Origin of the sequence: Arthrobacter sp. GMC3 (assembly GCF_002929305.1) — a bacterium.
Classification (GTDB): Bacteria; Actinomycetota; Actinomycetes; order Actinomycetales; family Micrococcaceae; genus Specibacter.
Genome location: NZ_PJIO01000010.1, coordinates 36,957 through 55,646 on the forward strand (window position 1 = coordinate 36,957; position 18,690 = coordinate 55,646).

Consider the following 18,690-nt stretch of genomic DNA (forward strand, 5'->3'; position numbering starts at 1 on the left):
CTAGTAGTGTTGGCAGGGTGTCCTCTCCTATCGATGCCAGCGAACGCAGGCTCAACCTCGTCATTGCGTTGCTGGGTACCCGTCGCGGCTACAGCAGGGCCTACATCCGCCAAAACATTAACGGCTATGCCCGGACAGCCGCAACGGCCTCCGCGGAGGCCACCGCCAGTGTTGCCTTTGAGCGCATGTTTGAACGTGACAAAGAAACCCTGCGCGAACTGGGCATTCCCATCGCCACCACCATCAGCCACGAGCTCGATATTGAAGACCAGGCCCTCTACAGGATCAAGCCAGGTGAATACCGTGTGCCCGAAATCCGCCTCAACGAACCCGAGATGACGCTTCTGGCCGTTGCCGCAAACTTATGGTCTGAGGCCGCCTTCAGCGAGGCGGCACAGTCCGCTTTGCGCAAGATCGCCACCCGCTCAGGAGCTAGCTGGTACGACGACGACACCACGGTTCAATCCCGCATCCGCACCCAGGAGCCCGCTTTTGAACCATTGTGGGGCGCCTTGCGCCAAGGCAACGCCGTGAGCTTCAGCTACAAGGGTGCCGGCGCCAGCAATGCCAGCCCGCGCCGAGTTCAACCGTGGGGACTAGGCAACAAATACGGCGAGTGGTACCTCGCCGGATTGGACCTGGAAAAATCGGCGCCACGAAATTTCCGACTCTCACGCATCCAATCAGAGGTTGTGGTCCTCGACGGCGAGCGTCTAAGGCCTCCGGACGGGTTCTCCATCGCCAGCGTGCTAGACGGGCTCGGCAATCAGGATCCCTACCGGGGAACTGTGCACGTGCGCGTCGGCTCGGGGCACTCCCTCCGTAGCCAAGAGGGTTCCACCGTGATTGCAACGGGCGATCCGGAAGGCCTGGACACCTTGTCCATCACGTACCGCGAACCCGAACTCATGGCCGATGATCTGGCCGCTCTGGGCCACCAAGCCGTAGCCCTGGAACCCGCGTCGCTTCGCGCGTCCGTCGTCAGCAGGCTTCTTGGGGCCGCAGCCGCCGCCACCAGCGGCGACCCGGACGGTGGCCAATTTGGCCCGAGGATGGCCGTGGCCCCTGCAAAGAAGAAAGACTCCCGCGACAGGCTGCTGCGGCTGCTCTCCATGGTGCCGTTTTTGGTGGCGAATCCCGGCATTGAGGAATCGGAGCTCGCCACGGAATTTGGTATTAGCACCAAGCAACTCGCCAAGGATCTGGCAACCTTGACCGTGTCAGGGCTGCCAGGCTACCTCCACGGGGACCTCATGGATGTCAGCAACGAAGAGGGACAGGTCTTCATCAGGGATGCTGAGACACTCGCCAGTCCTTTGCGCCTGACGCAAGAAGAAGCCTGCGCGCTCTTGGTGGGCTTGGATGCCTTGTCGGCAATCCCAGGCACCCGGGAGGCCCAGTCGTTGCGCAATGCGATTGACGCGCTGAAGCTAGTGGCGGGCAAGGACGCCTGGCTAGCCGACGCCGTCGCACTTCATCTGGTCTCCTCCAAGGAGCTTGAGACCATTACGCGGCTGCAAGCACTCATTGGTGAAGAGGCCGCCTGCGAGATCACCTATCTCGTGCGAAGCCGGGACGAGCTGACTTTGCGCGTCATCGAACCCAAGCGCATCTATTCCGTCAACTCTGCCTGGTACGTGCGCGCCTGGTGCCGGCGTGCGGAGGAAATGCGCAGTTTCCGGGTAGAGAATATTCGTTCCCTGCAGCAGGCCGGGCCTCAAATCACGCATCCGGCAATGGTCTCCCCAGCAATGGTGGGCACCTCCGCCGGTGTCTACACGCCAGGGGTGAACGACGTCGAAGTGCATCTGGTGGCCGATTCCACTACGGCCAAACGGCTCGCACCGGCCTATGGGGCAACACTGCACCTGCTACCTGCAGGAACACACGGCACCGATCAGCTCGGCGTTCGGCTCCTAGTGGGGGAGCAACACACCATCCCACCTCTCATGGCAAGGCTTGGCGGACACGCCCGTGTGGTGCATCCGCCGGCGCTGCGCGAGGCAACCGCCGCCTGGTTGTCCACGGCAGTGGCCAACTATGGCATCGACGCTCCCAATCACGCTGTGGGCGAAAACACTCCGGCTACACCCAGCCAAGACGGATAGACTCAAATAATGCCTTGGTGGTCGTGGATTGTTCTGTGGGTGGCGCTCGTTGCGCTAGCGCTGCTCTTTGTCATCGTCCTTGGCTTTAAAGTTTGGCGTGATGCCTCCGCAACCATGCGCTCACTAACGGCGGTGAGCGAGGATCTGGGGCAGCGCTGGGAGAAGAGTTCGCAACTCGCCCAAGAGGCGCTCGTCACAGAAGAGCGGAATGTTGTTCCGGGGTCCGCCGTTTTTGCAACCCCTGAACAAATGAAGGATGATTACCTAGCTGCCAAAGAGGATCGGCGTTTCGCCCGACTTCAACGGCGCGTCGCCCGCAGGAAAGAACGCGGACAGCTCCAATCCTTGCGCGACATCGAAGCTTTACAAGACGTAGCCTTATAAGACGTAGGATGAACCAAAAGGAAAGGTCATACCATGGCAATTTTTAGGGAACCTTGGGTTCTTGGCATTATTATTCTCGTTGCGATTCTCCTGTTCGCAGGACCCAAATTGCCGAGCATTGCTCGAAACCTTGGACAGTCCATGCGGATTATCAAATCCGAGGTCAAGGAAATGAAGAACGACGGCAAGGAAGAGAAAACCGCTGCTGCCGCACCCGACGCCGAAGCGCCTGTTGAAGGCAAAATTGTCAATGATCCCACCAAATCCGGGACCACTGACAGCACCGGCACCGGCGTCTAGTCATAGAATCCGCTACAGAGACAGTGAGTGCAGTGAAGGGGCGCAAAGCCAATCCTGATGGCCAGATGTCCCTTAAAGAACACCTGGTAGAAGCAAGGAACAGGCTCTTCAAGAGCGCCCTGGCCATGATTCCGGGAATCATCATCGGGTGGATTCTTTACGACCCTTTGATGGCGGCTGTCACTGCGCCCCTGCGTGACATCAGCGCCGAACGGCACATTGTTGCATCCTTGAACTTTGAAGGTGTCACAACGTCGTTCGATTTGAAACTGCAGATTTCCCTCATCTTGGGTCTGATCCTTGCCTCACCTGTCTGGATCTACCAGCTGTGGGCGTTCATCACGCCCGGGCTGACGAAGAAGGAACGCCGCTACACGCTGTCGTACCTGTTTGCTGCCGTGCCGTTGTTCCTGGCGGGCGTTTTTGTTGGCTGGCTCATCTGGCCCAACATTGTTCGTGCCCTGACCTCCTTCACTCCGGAGGGCGGCAGCAACATCATGAAGGCTGTCGACTACTTGCAGTTCGTGCTGCAATTGATGCTTTTCATGGGTGTCGCATTCTTGGTGCCGGTACTACTGTTTGCCCTGAATGCCATTGGCATGGTGCGTGGTTCCACGTATTTGAAAGCCTGGCGCTTCACCATCTTGGGTGTCACCATTGTCTCGGCCATGGCAGCACCGGGATCGGATGTCATGTCAATGTTCTTCCTGGCCGCGCCACTCTTGGTCTTGTACTTTGGCGCTATCGGGCTCTGCATACTCAATGACAAGCGCCGTGATCGGCGCTTGGCAAAGCGGGAGAAGGAAACCGAAGCGACCGCGGACGTTGCCACGCCGTCGAAGGATCTCGAAATTCAATAACAGTCCCCGGCCTCGCGTAGGCTGGTTGCATGCCAATGTCTGAGCCTGAGTCACCCGCCGAACGCTACATGGCAGCCAAGGCCAACGCCTCCGATGCCACCAGCGATTTTGGTGCTTTCAAAGAAACACTTGACTTTGATCTAGACGATTTTCAACTCACCGCGTGCCGGGCTCTCGTAGCTGGCCGCGGTGTTTTGGTTGCTGCCCCCACCGGGGCTGGGAAAACTATTGTGGGCGAGTTTGCCGTCTACCTTGCACTCTCGCGCGGGCACAAGGCGTTCTACACGACGCCCATCAAAGCACTGAGCAATCAGAAGTACCAAGAACTGGCGCGCAAGTACGGCCCGGAGAACGTGGGGCTGCTCACCGGAGACACGAGCATCAACTCTGAGGCACCCGTGGTGGTCATGACCACCGAAGTACTGCGGAACATGCTCTATGCGGACTCTCAGACCCTTTCCGGCCTGGCCTACGTGGTCATGGACGAGGTCCACTACCTGGCCGACAGGTTCCGTGGTGCGGTATGGGAGGAAGTGATTATCCACCTTCCCAGTGAGGTTTCTGTGGTGTCGCTGAGCGCCACCGTTTCCAATGCCGAGGAGTTTGGTGCCTGGCTGGGCACGGTTCGCGGTGACACGGCGGTTGTCGTCTCCGAACACCGGCCGGTACCGCTGTGGCAACATGTCATGGTCCAAAAAGAAATTGTGGACCTCTTCGCCACCCAACAATCATTCGATGAGATTGCCGGGGACAGCGCCCCCGAGGCCAATCCGCGCATCAAGGTCAACCCTGAGCTGCTCAAACTTGCCCGCAGCGAATCACCATCATCTGCCCGTGGACGTCAGGGATCCAGGCCCGGCCGGCGGGACCACCGAGGGTCCCGTTACAGTGACACCGGATCCAAATACTCTTCCCCTCTGAACCGTTCGGACTCCGGAATGGTCAAGAAGGCCTCCCGCCCGCAGGTCATCCGGGCGCTGCACTCGGCAAACCTGCTTCCAGCCATCACATTCATCTTCTCCCGGGCCGCTTGCGATGCAGCCGTCCAGCAGTGCGCTGCCGCTGGCCTATGGCTCACCACCGGTGAGGAACAGGCGGAAATTGCGCGGCGCGTGGATGCCGCATGTGCTGACCTTCCCGACTCCGACAAGGACATTCTGGGCTACTGGGGCTGGCGTGACGGCTTGCTGCGCGGACTGGCAGCCCACCACGCCGGCATGCTCCCCAGTTTCAAGGAAGTGGTGGAGGACCTCTTTGCGGACGGCCTGGTGCAGGCTGTTTTCGCTACCGAAACTTTGGCTCTGGGCATCAACATGCCGGCCCGCACGGTCGTTCTGGAAAAGCTGGAAAAATTCAATGGTGAGGCCCACGTCGGCATCACCGCGGGGGAGTACACCCAACTAACGGGCAGGGCAGGGCGCCGCGGTATCGACGTGGAGGGCCACGCCGTGGTCCTGTGGCAGCCCGGCACCGACCCCACAGCGGTGGCAGGCCTCGCCTCCAAGCGCACCTACCCGCTGAATTCCAGCTTCCGGCCCACCTACAACATGAGTATCAACCTCCTGGCCCAATTCGGCCGACGCCGCACCCGCGACATCTTGGAGTCGTCCTTCGCACAGTTCCAGGCCGACAGGTCTGTGGTAGATCTAGCCAAGCAGGTCAGATCCCGGGAAGCTTCCCTGACCGGGTATGAAAAAGCCATGACCTGTCACCTGGGCGACTTTAGCGAATACGCCAAACTTCGCCGTGAACTCTCCGATCTTGAAAGTGGCGCCTCCAAATCCCAGGCGAAACGGCGACGGACCTCTCTCGCCCAGTCGCTGGCGGCCCTGTCGCCGGGGGACGTGGTGATGGTACCGGCCGGGCGCGCACCGGGCCACGCCGTCGTACTGGAAGCCGATTCAAGCTCACGTGAACCCCGGCCCCTCATCCTCACGCTGGAGAAGGAAGTCCGGCGGCTGAGCATCAACGACCTCACGGCTCCGGCAATCCCAGCAACTCATGTGCGGCTTGGCAAGAACTTTAATGCCAAGGTACCCAAGGACCGACGCAATCTGCTGAGTTCGGTGGAACAGGCACTCACGGATGCCGCTGGCAGGGGCCCGGGCAGAACTGCCTTCGCCCTGCCCGGACCCCTGCAGGACGAGACAGAGGGTGTCGAGGCCCTGAGACGGGCCCTGCGCGCGCACCCCTGCCACGGTTGCGGCGACAGGGAAGAGCATGCACGCTGGTCTGAGCGCTGGTGGAAACTGCGCCGCGAAACAGACGTCCTGGCACAGGCTATATCGGCACGCACCAATACCATTGCCAAGACTTTTGACCGGGTGACCGATCTTCTGTCCTCCTACGGCTTCCTTGAGCTGGACAGCGCCGGGAACCTGCGGCCCACCGAAGATGGCCAACGCCTGCGAAGCGTCTACGGCGAGAAGGACCTGCTCATAGCCATGGCCCTGCGCGAAGGCGCCTTCGATGACCTGGATGCCGCCGAGCTTGCGGCGTTCACCACGGCCGTGGTCTATCAGGCCAAGCGCGACGACGGCGCTGCCCGCCCCAGGATGCCCAGTGTCAGCTTGGAGACCTCTGTGGAGACGGTGGTGCGCCTGTGGGCTGCGCTGGAGGATACCGAGGAGGCGCATCGGCTACCTCTGACGAGTGAACCCGAACTTGGCCTGGTGTGGCCCATGTACAAGTGGGCTAAGGGTCGTACGCTTCACGATGCACTCCACGGCACTGAGCTGGCAGCCGGGGACTTTGTCCGATGGACCAAACAAGTGATCGATCTGTTGGGCCAGTTGTCGAAGGTGCCGGGAATGCCTGCCGACTTTGCGAGGTTGTGCAGATCGGCCATGGATTTGTTGCGCCGGGGAGTGGTGGCTTACACCACAGTTGTTGAATAACCGCCAAGCACCCAGCAATCCGCTCACAGACCACCACCGCCCGGACACCGGGTGCACGACTTTGAAAATTGTTCTCGAAAGGACTCCACAGCCATGTCTTTGACCATGTATCGCAACGGCTCCGTCTACAGCGCTGCAGATCCGTTAGCAACAGCCATGCTGGTGGATGGGGACACCGTGGCCTGGGTCGGATCGGAACACGCGGCCACGTCCTTGCTGGATTCACGCATGCGCCTTGTCGACCTGGGCGGAACACTGATTACACCGGGTTTTGTTGATTCCCACGTGCACGTGACCGAGACCGGACTGGCGCTGGAATCCGTGGACCTCACGGGTGCCCGCTCGGTAAGTGAGGCGCTTGACCTGGTGGCGATCGCCGCGGCGGACAAGCCCGCGGGAGTCTTGCTCGGCCATGGTTGGGACGAGTCCTCCTGGGCCGAGCAACGCCCGCTGACGGCCGCGGAGTTGGAGCGGGCCAGTGGCGGCCGCGAAGTCTACCTGGCGCGTGTTGACGTCCATTCGGCGATGGTCTCCGGAGCCTTGGCGACGCGTTGCGGCTTGCCAGCCCTGAAAGGGTGGCACGGAGACGGCCTTGTCAGCGGTGACGCCCATGCGCATGTCCGTGACGCAGTGCGCCAACTGTCACCGACTGATCGCACGCGGGTTCAGCAGCGCGCTTTGCGCCATGCGGCCGCCAATGGCTATATTGCGCTAGCCGAGATGAGCGCCCCACATGTCGGCTCGGCCGACGACCTCGCCGCCTTGGCAGCACTGAGCGCCTTCGATGCTCCTGAAGCCTTTGCCGAGGTCCTGCCGTATTGGGGTCAGGCAGTTTCCAGTGCCGAGGAGGCCCGGCAGGTGTTGGCGTCCTTGGGAACGCCCGTGCTCGGGCTCGCAGGAGACCTCAACATCGACGGATCGATGGGCTCTCATTCGGCGTTCCTGCGTGCACCCTACGCCGATGTTCCAGCCACGCGGGGGAACGCCTACCTGACTGCCGCCCAAATCGCCGACCATTTGGCTGCGACGTCCGAGCTCGGCATCTCCGGCGGCTTCCACGTGATCGGCGACGGCGCCATGGACTTGGCAGTGGAGGGCTTGGCCCTTGCGGCAGAACGGGTGGGCATTGAGAAAGTTCGTGCGGCAGGTCACCGCTTCGAGCACGCTGAAATGGTTGACGACGCGGCCATGGCAGCACTCGCACTGCATGCCGTGACAGTATCCGTCCAGCCGGCCTTTGATGCCTTGTGGGGCGGGGACCAGGGCATGTACGCGCAGCGTTTGGGGGCCGAACGGGCAGCAACTCTGAATCCGATAGCTAAATTCTATGAGGCAGGTGTGCCGATCTGTTTCGGTTCCGACGCTCCGGTGACACCACTGAACCCGTGGGCCAGCGTCCGTGCCGCATTGTCGCACCACCAGCCGCTCCAAAGGATCTCAGCCCGTGCGGCTTTTATTGGCCACACGCGTGCAGGATGGCGGGCCGCCAGCGCACAGAACCCCATGCTGGGACAGCTGGCTCCGGGCGCCCCGGCCAGCTTCGCCATCTGGGAGGTTGACGCGCTCATGGTCCAGGTGGCCGACGAACGCGTTCAGTCCTGGTCAACAGACCCCCGGGCCCGGACACCTTTGTTGCCCGCATTGGATACGGACAATGATCCCCGCTGCCTGCAAACAGTGCACCGTGGCCGGGAACTGTACGCCGCGGAGGACTTCTCTTAACATCCCCTACCCGGGCATTAAATAGCAGCGCATAATGTCGTATTGCTTGGGTTCAAGGAAATATTTCTTTTTCCAGCACTTGAGGCCGCTGACCTGCGCTTTTGCTTGTTTGCGCAGGTCAGCAATGTGTTGACATGAGCACGTTTGGCCATTAGTTTTTATTGAAGTGGCTTGCCCTAAAAGGTGATCCCCGCCGTTGGATTGAAAGCTGGTCTCGGTGTTAGGGAGATAAGTTCACGCGTCAGTAGAAAACAAGCAGATTTCCCCATGTCTTCGATGTGGGTTCTGTTTGGCCCGAAGGCGCGTGGACTTGTCTTTTTTTTGTGTGCGATCCACCTCACAGTGGCGGAACTGTACAGGACAGTCACCTATAATGGGGAATTGGCGCCGCGTGACCCTTGCCTTTACTGGCCATTCCATGGTCTTGCCAAGGTCCGCACCGTGCGCAAGATTTCACCCTCTTCTTCATTTCCACACGGAAAGGCAACTACTGTTGCGTGTCCTGACAATTATTCCCACATACAACGAGATTGAGTCCCTGCCCAAGACTCTCAAGCGCCTCCGGGACGCTGTCCCGCATGTTGACGTACTCATCGCCGATGACAACAGCCCCGATGGCACAGGCAGGCTTGCGGACGAGTTCGCCGCTACCGACAGTCAGGTGCACGTGCTGCACCGAGCCGGCAAAGAGGGCTTGGGTGCGGCTTACCTGGCCGGTTTCGCGTGGGGCCTTGAGGCTGGCTATGACGTTCTCGTGGAGATGGACGCCGACGGTTCCCATCAGCCCGAGCAGCTGCCCCTTCTTTTGGATGCCATCGATCAGGGTGCCGACCTGGTCCTGGGTTCGCGCTGGGTTGCCGGCGGCAAGGTGGTCAACTGGCCGCTGCACCGCAAGCTGATCTCCACCTGCGGCAGCCTCTACTCCCGTGTCCTGTTGGGGATTTCCATCCGCGACGTCACAGGCGGCTACCGGGCTTTCCGTCGCAGCACCCTGGAGGCCCTTGATCTGGCAGCGGTTGATTCGGTGGGTTACGGATTCCAGGTCGACATGCTCTGGCGTGTGTGCCAAAAGGGCTTGAAGGTCGTTGAAGTGCCCATCACTTTTGTGGAGCGCGAACTTGGCGCCTCCAAGATGAGCGGCAATATTGTTCAAGAAGCAATGCTCAATGTCACCAAGTGGGGCCTGAGCGCACGCTGGAACAAGCTGACCGGGCGTAAGTAATACCCCGGAATTTTACTTTGGCCACGTAAAAGGCGGGCGACCCGAAACCGGGTCGCCCGCCTTTTACGTGGGTGTGACTTAGACGCTTTCGCCGCGCTTCTCGCGAAGAATGGTCAAGCGGTCTGCCAGGATGGTTTCCAGTTCAGGAAGCGTGCGGCGTTCGAGCAGCATGTCCCAGTGGGTACGCACCGGCTTGTCCTGGGACGTGTCCGGAGCCTCGCCGTTGACAAGGAGTGCTTCCTTTCCGGTCTTGGATACCCAGACCGGGGGAATCTCTGCCTCGGAAGAGAACGTCACAAACACCTGCTCGCCATCGGCGCAACGGTACTCGATTCGCTGACGGGGAGCGGGCTCCACGCCGGACTCCGTCTCCATGCTCTGTGCGCCCAAGCGCATACCGCGCAAGCTACGATCGCTCATGACTTCTCCCTAATGTTGTTGCCGGATCTAATGAATTCCGGCTGTTTGGCCCAGACTGACCGTATCCAACGCTCTGCCTAGACCACGTTCGTCATTGTATAAACGCATTGCCGGACCAAGTTGTTCCACCGGGGCCAATAATGTGCAAGAAAAATGGCCGGGGAAAACGCCGCGCGGCCAAGCACCTATTATACGTGCTTGGCCGCGAAGTTTATGCAGTTTGTCCGGATTCGCCCCTAGGGCTCGTTGGTGACGTCGGCGGCGTCGTCCGTGTCCGCAGTGGTGTTGCCTAGGACGTTGCCAATTCCTTTCAGTGCCTCGCCCACTTCACTGGGGATAATCCATAGCTTGTTGGAGGAACCGGAGGCGATCTTTGGCAGCGTCTGCAGGTATTGGTAGGCCAACAGTTTTTGTGTCGGGTTTCCCTTGTGGATGGCTCCGAAGACTTTCTGAATGGCCTGGGATTCACCATCTGCACGCAAAATTGCGGCCTTGGCATCACCCTCAGCCTTCAGGATGGAGGACTGGCGTTCACCCTCAGCGGTCAGAATGGCTGACTGCTTGGTTCCTTCGGCGGTCAAGATCGCAGCACGGCGGTCTCGCTCGGCACGCATCTGCTTCTCCATGGAATCCTGGATGGACAGGGGCGGGTCAATGGCCTTGAGCTCGACACGGCTGACGCGGATGCCCCAGCGGCCGGTGGCCTCATCGAGAACACCGCGGAGCTGGCCGTTGATCTGGTCACGAGAGGTCAATGCCTCTTCAAGGTTCAAGCCACCAACAACGTTACGCAACGTGGTGGTGGTCAACTGCTCCACGGCTTGAATGTAGTTGGCGATCTCATAGGTGGCCGCGCGGGGATCCGTCACCTGGAAGTAGACCACGGTGTCAATGGAGACCACCAGGTTGTCCTCGGTGATAACGGGCTGTGGCGGGAAAGAAACCACCTGCTCGCGCAAATCCAGAAGTGGTAGCAAGCGGTCAACGAATGGAATCAGAACCGTCAGGCCAGGATTCAGCGTTCGTTGATACTTACCCAGGCGTTCAACAACGCCAGCACGGGCCTGCGGAATAATACGCACGGACCGAACCAGAACGATGACAACAAATATCAGTAAGACCAAGACAACAAACAGCCAAACCAATGTTCCTGCGTCTCCCATGAAATCCCCTCTTTTCTGTGTGAAGAATGCTTACTCCCGGGCGCCTTTTGGCGCAGGAAATCTCTATGAACGTCCCTAGTGCGCAAAACGCCTAGACCGTTGTTGCGGCAGTTCCCCTGGGTTTGTGCGCATTGGGGAAATTCACGATGGCCGTAGCCCCGTCAATGGCGGCAACTTCAACGTCTTCACCAACGGGAATTTCGGTACCGGTGCGAATCCGTGCAGTCCACACGTCACCGCCGATCTTGACCAGCCCACTAGAGGAGCTCACAGCCTCCAGGACCACAGCGTGGTGCCCGATCAGCCTGTCCACATTGGAGAGCTGGTCTGCCGGACCGCGCCGCAAATGTGCCAGCGCCAGAGGGCGGATCAGTACGGTGGTGGCCAAGGCGACGACACAGAAAATGGCTATCTGCAACCACAGTTCGCCGTGGAAAAGGAAGGTGGCCAGTGCGGCCAGTGCGCCTACTGACATCAAGATGAAGTACAGGTTCAGCGTCAACATTTCGGCCACCGCGAGCAGCAAAAACACTGTCAGCCAGATGATCCAGCCGAAGTCGTTAATCCATTCAAGCATTGTGTCCCCCTTGTTAATTAAGGTAATTACGAGCCTACTACGTGAAACAGGGAATAGCCTGCTAAATTACCGCCTGAAGTGGCATTCTCAACGGGTCCGAGCCCACCTGGGAGCTGACCCGCTCAAGGATCGCTACGCCGTCGTGCAATTGTTCATCTGTGTAGCAAAACGGCAGCCGCAAGAAACGCTCAAAAGCGCCGTCAAGACCGAATCGTGGCCCCGGCACCAAGCCCAGTCCCTCATTGCGGGCCGCCAAAGCCAGCGCCGAGGAGGAGATCGTTTCGGTGTTGATCCACAAGGACAGGCCGCCGTCGGGAACGTTTACATTCCACTGGGGCAGCCGGGTCTGGAGCAATTCGACCAGTGTGTCCCTGCCACGCTTTAGGTCCCGGCTCCGGTTCGCGATCAGCAGCGGCAGGTCCTGGAGCAGGGTTGTCGCGACGAGTTGTTCGAATAACGGAGTCCCCAAATCCGTAGACGGCCGGTTGCGCAGGAGCTGGGCAAGGACTTCCCGCGAGCCCCTGATCCAGCCAATTCGCAGGCCACCCCAGGCAATCTTCCCCAGAGATCCCAAGGTGACAACGTTGGGACTGAAACAGGCAAGCGGGGGCAGGGCGCCCCTGTCAATGTCGAGCATGGCCGTAGTTTCATCCACCACCAGCACGGTGCCTTCGCGCTGCGCCGCGGCGGCTAGATATTCACGTTCGTGAACCGACATGCTCATGCCGGTGGGATTGTGGAAGTCCGGCATGAGAAAGGCCATGCTGGGGGCTGCCCGGCGAATTTGCAGCAATGCTTCTGCCATATCCCAGCCGCCGTCCTGGCGAACCGGGAAAGCGAGCAAACGCGCCCCCACGGAGGTGAAAGTGTCAAGGGCGTGCGGGTAGGTGGGCTGTTCCACCATGATCCGTTCACCGGGGGAGTAGAGGGTCCTGGTGACGAGGTTCAGCGCATGTTGGGCCCCGATAGTGACCATAATCTGATCCGCCGAGGTGGGTAGGCCGCGGTCCCGGTAGCTCTGTGCGATGGCTTCCCGCAGGTCGGGCAGGCCCACCATGTCGAAACCGTCGTGGCCCAAGTAGCGGGGGATCTCCTCGGCCGCGGCCGTGAAGGCTTGTCCCAGTCCGGGGTAGGCGGGGGCCGTTGCCTTGGTGAAATCCAGTGGCAAACCCTGGTGCAGGGTGTGTTCCCCGCGTTCGAGCCCTGGCAGCGTCAAGGTGCTGCCTGAACCGCGAACACTGGCAAGGTAGCCGTCGTCGCGCAGTTTCGAATAAGCAGCCGCCACGGTTGTCCGGCTCAAGTCCAGGGCGTTGCTCAGCTCGCGTTCGGCGGGGAGCCGTGCCCCGCTCGCCAGCCTGCCATCAATGAGCAGGACCCGGATCCGTTCGGCCAAGGCCCGGTAGGCGGGTCCGCTAGAGCGCCATTCACCCAATTCGCGTGCAAGCCGCCTGCCCGTGACAAAAGTGTTCATAAAGCCACCTTAGGCGAATTGGCTCTAGTGCATAAGTCCAGTTTCGCTAAAATTGTGGAATGCGCTCCTTTCTCTCCACCCAGAACCTCCCTGTTCGCCTGATCCGGCTCTTTGTGGGTCTCTTCATGTACGGGATTGCCATCGCGTTGATGGTTCGCGGCAACATTGGCCTCTCGCCGTGGGATGTCTTTTCCCAGGGACTCTCCCGAACCACCGGAATTTCCTTTGGCGTGTGCACCATCATCATCAGCGCCTTTGTGCTGCTGTTCTGGATTCCACTGCGGCAAAAGCCCGGCTTTGGCACCATTGCCAACGCCCTCCTGGTTGGCATCTTTGCCGATCTTGGCCTCTCAGTGATTCCCCAGGCCAATCACTTGCTACTGCAGTGTGTGCTGTTCGCGGCGGGGCTGTTCCTGCTGGCGTTCGCCACCGCCCTGTACATTGGCGCAGGCTTGGGGCCGGGGCCCCGCGACGGCTTGATGACGGGGCTGGTTCGGGTCACCGGCAGGCCCGTGTGGATGATCCGCACCGGCATTGAACTCTCTGTGGTTGTGGTGGGGTTCCTGATGGGCGGCGTGGTGGGGGCCGGCACGGCCGTCTTCGCCTTTGGTGTGGGGCCGCTGACCCAGCTGACGCTGCGCTGGCTCGGGGTGAACCTTCACGGCAAGAACCCGAAGGCGGCTGCCGTCGCTTCCGCAGACGCCGTAGTGCCCGGCCTGCCCAACTAAACTGGCTGGCCCCCTGGACCTCACGAAGTCTAGGAAATGATCGGAGCAAAGATGGAAATCAGGAACTCGGCCGACGCGGGCGTGGTTGGGGGCAATTCGCCCACTTTTTCCGCCAGCTCTTGCGGGTCCAGATGATGCCCCGCCGGGCCCATGAGTGCCACATTGCGGACGTCGCCCCGTGAGAGGTTCAAGGTAATGGTCACATCCCTGCTTTCCTGAAGCTGAAAGTGGCCAGCCATGCCCGCAACCAGTCCCGCTTCCTTTTCTTCCTGGATGCCGAGCATGCCGGTGGTTTGGGCTATCTGGGCCAGATGGCCGGGCCTGGGTGTCACCACCACCAGCCTGCCCCTGGGCTTGAGAACACGGGCAAATTCGGCGGCGTTGCGGGGGGCAAAGATGACAAGGACGACGTCGGCCCTGGCAGCCTCCACTGGCAGCGGCTGCCACAGGTCCCAGACAAGGTTCGCCGTGTCAGGGTTGCGCCGGGAGGCGCGCCGTAGCGCGAACTTGGAGATGTCCAGCCCTACTGAGTCTATTGTTGAGCCGCCGGGACTGTCGTCGACTAGGGTCGCTAGAATGCGGTTCAGGTAGTAGCCGGTGCCGGTGCCAGCGTCTAGGATCAGGGGCCGAGAGTGGTCGCCCGGTGCGCCGGCGGCCAACACCGTGCCCACAACCTCGGCCAGTGCTTCGGCGAGGGCGCCGTAGTGCCCGGCGTCCAGGAAGTCGTCGCGGGCCGCCACCATGGTGGCCGTATCCTGGGCGAACTTGGTGCCATGTCCCGTCAGCAGGTTTACGTAGCCTTGGCGGGCAATGTCGAAGCTGTGTCCATCGATGCACTTGAGTGCGTTTTCCCCGGGCAGGGTATCCATGAATTCCAAGCCGCAGACGGGGCAGATGAGAACGTCGACTGCGCTATTTTCCATGAACCCATCCTAGAGGGAACAGCCCAGCTGGCGGACGCGAGGTGTTCAGAAGTGCAGGATGGCCCTGGCATCGGCCACATCGGGGTGGGCCCAGTTCGCGGCATACTCGGCGTTTGAGGTCAAGGATCGCGTGTGCGCCTTATCCAGGTAGATGGTGCCGGCAAGGTGATCGGTTTCGTGTTGGACAATTCTCGCCTGCCACCCAGCAAACTGGCGTGTGCGTGAGGTGCCTAGCTCGTCGTCGTACTTCAGTTCCACGCAGGCGGCCCGGTCCACCACGGCCTGCCAGCCGGACATGGACAGGCACCCCTCATAGTGCGACGCCGTCGCCGTCCCCACGGGCGTGTAGCGCGGGTTCAAGATGGTGAAGAAGTCAAGGGGGTGACGGTCGCGTGCTGCGGCGTTCTCCGCGGCAACCTCGTAGAGATCCTCCAGGACAGCCAGTTGCAAGGGGATGCCAATTTGAGGAGCGGCCAGGCCGACGCCAGGAGCGTTATGCATGGTGTCGCGCATCACGGCGACCAGATGTTCCAATTGGGTGGCGGTAATTTGGCCGGTAAAGGGCACAGCCTGCGCACGCAAAACCGGGTGGCCCGCTTGGACGATTTCTGGCAGGGTTTCCGCCTCGAGAATGGCAGCCACCGTTTCCTGGACGTAGGCATCGCTGAAGAGCATCTTTCCGGCCATTGTCTTAGACATTGCCATCCTCGATCCACCAGGAGCCAACCGAACCGTTGGTGAGCGCATCTACAGCAACGTCCAACATAAACTTCATGTGCTTTCCTAATCATTGAGCCCGCAGTTCATGACCATTGTGCCAAAGTTCAGCCCTAGTGACGGATTTCCGGGCTGTGGTGACGGAATCAGACGACGCCGGTGGCCTATGTGACGCAAACCGCTGCTTACACGTACGCCTGGACCGGTGCGAAACGTGCAGAATGGGTAAATGGAGAAGATAACGACGGAACGACTTGTGCTGCGCCCCTGGGAAGACTCCGATGTCGACTTTGTGTATGACTTGTACTCGCGATGGGTGGTGCAACGATTCATTGGCACCGAACCCCGCGTCATGGAGAGCCTTGCGGAAGCCGCCGAGCGAGTTCGCCGATTCCAGGCAATCGAGCATCCCGTACATGGCATTTGGGCGGTCACACGCAAAACGGACGGCCTGGCCGTGGGAACCTTGCTACTGAAGCCCATTCCGGCTTCCGGTGAGGAACCCCTGACTGCATCCGACGACGTCGAAATTGGTTGGCATTTCCACCCGGACCACTGGGGTAACGGCTATGCTTCCGAGGCGGCCACCGCGGTCTTGGAGCACGCCTTTGAGGGCGGCTTGGATCACGTGGTGGCCGTGACAAACCCGGCCAATGAGGCCTCGCAAAGCGTATGCCGCCGGATTGGCATGGAACATAAGGGCCAATCGAAGAAGTATTACAACGCCACCTGTGAACTCTTTGAGGTGGAGAACCCGGCAACTGCGAAAAACACCGCGGCGGCCTCTATTAGCGGGGGAGTAGCACTGTGAGCATTGATTCCCAGCCCCTAGCACCAAAGGCGGCCGACACCCACGACATCATCCGGGTGCAGGGTGCGCGTGTCAACAATCTCAAGGACATTAGCGTAGAGATTCCCAAGCGCCGCCTGACGGTGTTCACCGGTGTCTCTGGTTCGGGCAAGAGTTCGCTGGTGTTTGGCACCATCGCCGCCGAGTCACAGCGGATGATCAATGAAACTTACAGCACCTTCGTTCAAGGTTTCATGCCCACCCTGGCCCGCCCCGACGTCGACGTCTTGGAAGGGCTGACGACGGCGATCCTGGTGGACCAGGAGCGCCTGGGCGCCAATCCCCGTTCCACCGTGGGAACGGTAACCGATGCCAACGCCATGCTGCGCATCGTCTTCAGCCGGCTCGCCACCCCGCACATCGGCTCGCCACAGGCCTACTCGTTCAACGTTCCCTCGGTCAGCGGGGCGGGCGCCGTCACGATCGAACGCGGCGGACAAACCGTTAAGGAAAAGCGCACATTCAGTGTCACCGGCGGCATGTGCCCGCGCTGCGAGGGCCGCGGTTCCGTGTCCGATTTTGACTTAGGTGCCCTGTTCGACGCCGAAAAATCGCTGGCCGAAGGGGCTCTCACCATCCCCGGCTACAGCATGGACGGATGGTACGGGCGGATCTTCGCCGGCTCCGGTTTCTTCGACATGGACAAGAAACTCGGCAAGTTCACCAAGAAGGAACTGAACGACCTTCTCCACAAGGAGCCGACCAAGATCAAGGTCGACGGCATTAACCTCACTTATGAGGGGTTGATTCCGAAGATCCAGAAATCCATGCTGTCCAAAGACCGTGACGCCATGCAGCCGCACATCCGCGCGTTTGTGGATCGCGCCGTCGTCTTCCAGCGGTGCCCCGAATGCGACGGCACCCGGTTGGCCGCCCCCGCGCGCTCCTCCAAGATCAACGGATTGAACATCGCCGACGTTTGCGCTTTGCAGATCAGCGACCTGGCGACCTGGGTGCGCGGTCTGGATGAACCGTCGGTTGCGCCGTTGCTTGGCGCACTGGGGGACACCCTTGACTCCTTTGTGGAGATAGGGCTCGGCTACCTCAGCCTGGACCGACCCTCCGGCACATTGTCCGGCGGCGAGGCCCAACGCACAAAAATGATCCGACACCTTGGCTCCTCACTCACCGACATCACTTATGTCTTTGACGAACCAACCATCGGGCTGCACCCGCACGACATCGCCCGCATGAACACGCTCCTGCTGCAATTGCGCGACAAGGGAAACACCGTCCTGGTCGTGGAGCATAAGCCGGAGGCCATCGTCATCGCCGACCATGTGGTGGACCTTGGGCCGTTGGCTGGCAGCGGGGGAGGGGAGGTCATGTTCGAGGGCACGGTCGATGGACTGCGGGCCAGCAACACCCTTACCGGCAAGCACCTCGATGACCGATCCTCACTGAAGACGACGGTGCGCAAGTCCACAGATGCGATCCAGGTTCGCGGCGCCAACACCAACAACCTCAAGAATGTGGACGTCGACATTCCGCTGGGCGTCCTGACCGTCATTACCGGTGTAGCCGGTTCCGGGAAGAGCTCGCTGATCCGCGGCTCCGTGTCGGGACGTGATGGAGTGGTGTCAATCGACCAAGGTGCCATCAAGGGATCCCGGCGGAGCAACCCGGCCACCTACACGGGACTGCTCGAACCGATACGCAAGGCATTTGCCAAGGCCAATGGCGTGAAGCCAGCCCTTTTCAGTGCCAACTCCGAGGGCGCATGCCCAGTCTGCAACGGTGCCGGGGTCATCTACACGGAGCTGGGCTTCATGGACACCATGGCCACACCTTGCGAAGAGTGCGGAGGCAAACGCTTCCAGGCCCTGGTCCTTGAGTACAAGCTCGGCGGCAAGGACATCAGTGAGGTGCTGGCCATGTCCGTGGCCGAGGCTGAGGAATTCTTCGGCGCTGGCGAGGCCCGCATTCCCGCCGCGCACAAGATTCTGGCCCAGCTCGCCGACGTCGGGCTGGGCTACCTCAGCCTGGGGCAGCCTCTGACCACGTTGTCCGGCGGTGAACGGCAGCGTGTGAAACTGGCCATGCACCTCTCCGAAAAGGGCGGTGTCTATGTCCTAGACGAGCCGACCACCGGGCTGCACTTGGCGGATGTTGAGAATCTGCTCGGGCTGTTGGACCGCCTGGTCGACTCCGGCAAATCCGTGATTGTGATCGAACATCACCAGGCCGTCATGGCACATGCTGACTGGATTATTGACATCGGTCCTGGTGCCGGGCACGACGGCGGTTCGGTCGCCTTTGAGGGGACGCCGGCCGATCTGGTAGCTGCCCGGTCAACACTGACTGGTGAGCACCTGGCGGCGTACGTCGGCGCCTGAGCGTTGGCGGGG

General features: G+C 60.7%; 16 protein-coding genes. 10 read left to right on the top strand and 6 right to left on the bottom strand.

Annotated features, from left to right (window positions below):
• Positions 1–17: 17 nt before the first annotated feature.
• From CXQ94_RS15920 to CXQ94_RS15950, 7 genes are all read left to right on the top strand, one after another.
• Complete coding sequence (locus CXQ94_RS15920; RefSeq protein WP_104091565.1) at positions 18–2,108, top strand: YafY family protein; 2,091 nt, start codon at positions 18–20, stop codon at positions 2,106–2,108.
• A 9-nt stretch (positions 2,109–2,117) separates the two neighbouring features.
• Positions 2,118–2,492 (top strand): hypothetical protein, encoded by a 375-nt coding sequence (locus CXQ94_RS15925; protein WP_104091566.1) that lies wholly within the window; start codon positions 2,118–2,120, stop codon positions 2,490–2,492.
• A gap of 33 nt (positions 2,493–2,525) precedes the next feature.
• Positions 2,526–2,792, top strand: a complete 267-nt coding sequence (gene tatA / locus CXQ94_RS15930) for a Sec-independent protein translocase subunit TatA (protein WP_104091567.1) — start codon at positions 2,526–2,528, stop codon at positions 2,790–2,792.
• A 65-nt stretch (positions 2,793–2,857) separates the two neighbouring features.
• A complete protein-coding gene (gene tatC, locus CXQ94_RS15935; protein ID WP_104091637.1) occupies positions 2,858–3,652 on the top strand; it encodes a twin-arginine translocase subunit TatC in 795 nt (264 codons plus the stop codon).
• Between the two features lie 35 nt (positions 3,653–3,687).
• Positions 3,688–6,549 (top strand): RNA helicase, encoded by a 2,862-nt coding sequence (locus tag CXQ94_RS15940; RefSeq protein WP_104091568.1) that lies wholly within the window; start codon positions 3,688–3,690, stop codon positions 6,547–6,549.
• Between the two features lie 93 nt (positions 6,550–6,642).
• Positions 6,643–8,271 carry an amidohydrolase gene (locus tag CXQ94_RS15945; protein WP_104091569.1) on the top strand — a complete coding sequence of 543 codons (1,629 nt, stop codon included), beginning with the start codon at positions 6,643–6,645 and terminating at the stop codon, positions 8,269–8,271.
• A 493-nt stretch (positions 8,272–8,764) separates the two neighbouring features.
• A complete protein-coding gene (locus tag CXQ94_RS15950; RefSeq protein ID WP_104091570.1) occupies positions 8,765–9,493 on the top strand; it encodes a polyprenol monophosphomannose synthase in 729 nt (242 codons plus the stop codon).
• 78 nt (positions 9,494–9,571) lie between these two features.
• Here CXQ94_RS15950 and CXQ94_RS15955 read toward each other — a convergent pair whose 3' ends face one another.
• The 4 genes from CXQ94_RS15955 to CXQ94_RS15970 form a co-directional block, all read right to left on the bottom strand.
• Positions 9,572–9,913, bottom strand: coding sequence for an RNA polymerase-binding protein RbpA (locus CXQ94_RS15955; protein WP_104091571.1), 342 nt, complete (start codon positions 9,911–9,913; stop codon positions 9,572–9,574).
• Between the two features lie 236 nt (positions 9,914–10,149).
• A complete protein-coding gene (locus tag CXQ94_RS15960; protein ID WP_104091572.1) occupies positions 10,150–11,076 on the bottom strand; it encodes an SPFH domain-containing protein in 927 nt (308 codons plus the stop codon).
• A gap of 91 nt (positions 11,077–11,167) precedes the next feature.
• On the bottom strand, positions 11,168–11,653 hold the full coding sequence (locus CXQ94_RS15965; protein ID WP_104091573.1) for an NfeD family protein: 486 nt from the start codon (positions 11,651–11,653) through the stop codon (positions 11,168–11,170).
• Between the two features lie 61 nt (positions 11,654–11,714).
• The gene (locus tag CXQ94_RS15970; RefSeq protein ID WP_104091574.1) at positions 11,715–13,124 is read right to left on the bottom strand and encodes a PLP-dependent aminotransferase family protein; all 1,410 of its coding nucleotides are present in this window, start codon (positions 13,122–13,124) and stop codon (positions 11,715–11,717) included.
• A 59-nt stretch (positions 13,125–13,183) separates the two neighbouring features.
• On the opposite strand from CXQ94_RS15970, the gene CXQ94_RS22680 reads away from it, so the two are divergent.
• Positions 13,184–13,852, top strand: a complete 669-nt coding sequence (locus CXQ94_RS22680) for a YitT family protein (RefSeq protein WP_181034253.1) — start codon at positions 13,184–13,186, stop codon at positions 13,850–13,852.
• A gap of 29 nt (positions 13,853–13,881) precedes the next feature.
• Here CXQ94_RS22680 and CXQ94_RS15985 read toward each other — a convergent pair whose 3' ends face one another.
• Both CXQ94_RS15985 and CXQ94_RS15990 read right to left on the bottom strand, forming a co-directional pair.
• Complete coding sequence (locus CXQ94_RS15985; protein WP_104091577.1) at positions 13,882–14,775, bottom strand: putative RNA methyltransferase; 894 nt, start codon at positions 14,773–14,775, stop codon at positions 13,882–13,884.
• Positions 14,776–14,820: 45 nt separating this feature from the next.
• Positions 14,821–15,474, bottom strand: a complete 654-nt coding sequence (locus CXQ94_RS15990; protein WP_104091578.1) for a peptide deformylase — start codon at positions 15,472–15,474, stop codon at positions 14,821–14,823.
• Positions 15,475–15,721: 247 nt separating this feature from the next.
• On the opposite strand from CXQ94_RS15990, the gene CXQ94_RS15995 reads away from it, so the two are divergent.
• Positions 15,722–16,303 (top strand): GNAT family N-acetyltransferase, encoded by a 582-nt coding sequence (locus CXQ94_RS15995; protein WP_104091579.1) that lies wholly within the window; start codon positions 15,722–15,724, stop codon positions 16,301–16,303.
• Positions 16,300–18,678 (top strand): excinuclease ABC subunit UvrA, encoded by a 2,379-nt coding sequence (locus CXQ94_RS16000; protein WP_104091580.1) that lies wholly within the window; start codon positions 16,300–16,302, stop codon positions 18,676–18,678. Before CXQ94_RS15995 ends, CXQ94_RS16000 begins: the two co-directional genes overlap by 4 nt.
• Positions 18,679–18,690: the final 12 nt, after the last annotated feature.

Excerpts from the sequence above, each read along its gene's own strand:
- CXQ94_RS15925 (WP_104091566.1), top strand. The coding sequence starts at position 2,118 with ATGCCTTGGTGGTCGTGGATTGTTCTGTGGGTGGCGCTCGTTGCGCTA.
- tatA (WP_104091567.1), top strand. The coding sequence starts at position 2,526 with ATGGCAATTTTTAGGGAACCTTGGGTTCTTGGCATTATTATTCTCGTT.
- tatC (WP_104091637.1), top strand. The coding sequence starts at position 2,858 with ATGTCCCTTAAAGAACACCTGGTAGAAGCAAGGAACAGGCTCTTCAAG.
- CXQ94_RS15940 (WP_104091568.1), top strand. The coding sequence starts at position 3,688 with ATGTCTGAGCCTGAGTCACCCGCCGAACGCTACATGGCAGCCAAGGCC.
- CXQ94_RS15945 (WP_104091569.1), top strand. The coding sequence starts at position 6,643 with ATGTCTTTGACCATGTATCGCAACGGCTCCGTCTACAGCGCTGCAGAT.
- CXQ94_RS15955 (WP_104091571.1), bottom strand. The coding sequence starts at position 9,913 with ATGAGCGATCGTAGCTTGCGCGGTATGCGCTTGGGCGCACAGAGCATG.
- CXQ94_RS15960 (WP_104091572.1), bottom strand. The coding sequence starts at position 11,076 with ATGGGAGACGCAGGAACATTGGTTTGGCTGTTTGTTGTCTTGGTCTTA.
- CXQ94_RS15965 (WP_104091573.1), bottom strand. The coding sequence starts at position 11,653 with ATGCTTGAATGGATTAACGACTTCGGCTGGATCATCTGGCTGACAGTG.
- CXQ94_RS15970 (WP_104091574.1), bottom strand. The coding sequence starts at position 13,124 with ATGAACACTTTTGTCACGGGCAGGCGGCTTGCACGCGAATTGGGTGAA.
- CXQ94_RS22680 (WP_181034253.1), top strand. The coding sequence starts at position 13,184 with ATGCGCTCCTTTCTCTCCACCCAGAACCTCCCTGTTCGCCTGATCCGG.
- CXQ94_RS15985 (WP_104091577.1), bottom strand. The coding sequence starts at position 14,775 with ATGGAAAATAGCGCAGTCGACGTTCTCATCTGCCCCGTCTGCGGCTTG.
- CXQ94_RS15990 (WP_104091578.1), bottom strand. The coding sequence starts at position 15,474 with ATGTCTAAGACAATGGCCGGAAAGATGCTCTTCAGCGATGCCTACGTC.
- CXQ94_RS15995 (WP_104091579.1), top strand. The coding sequence starts at position 15,722 with ATGGAGAAGATAACGACGGAACGACTTGTGCTGCGCCCCTGGGAAGAC.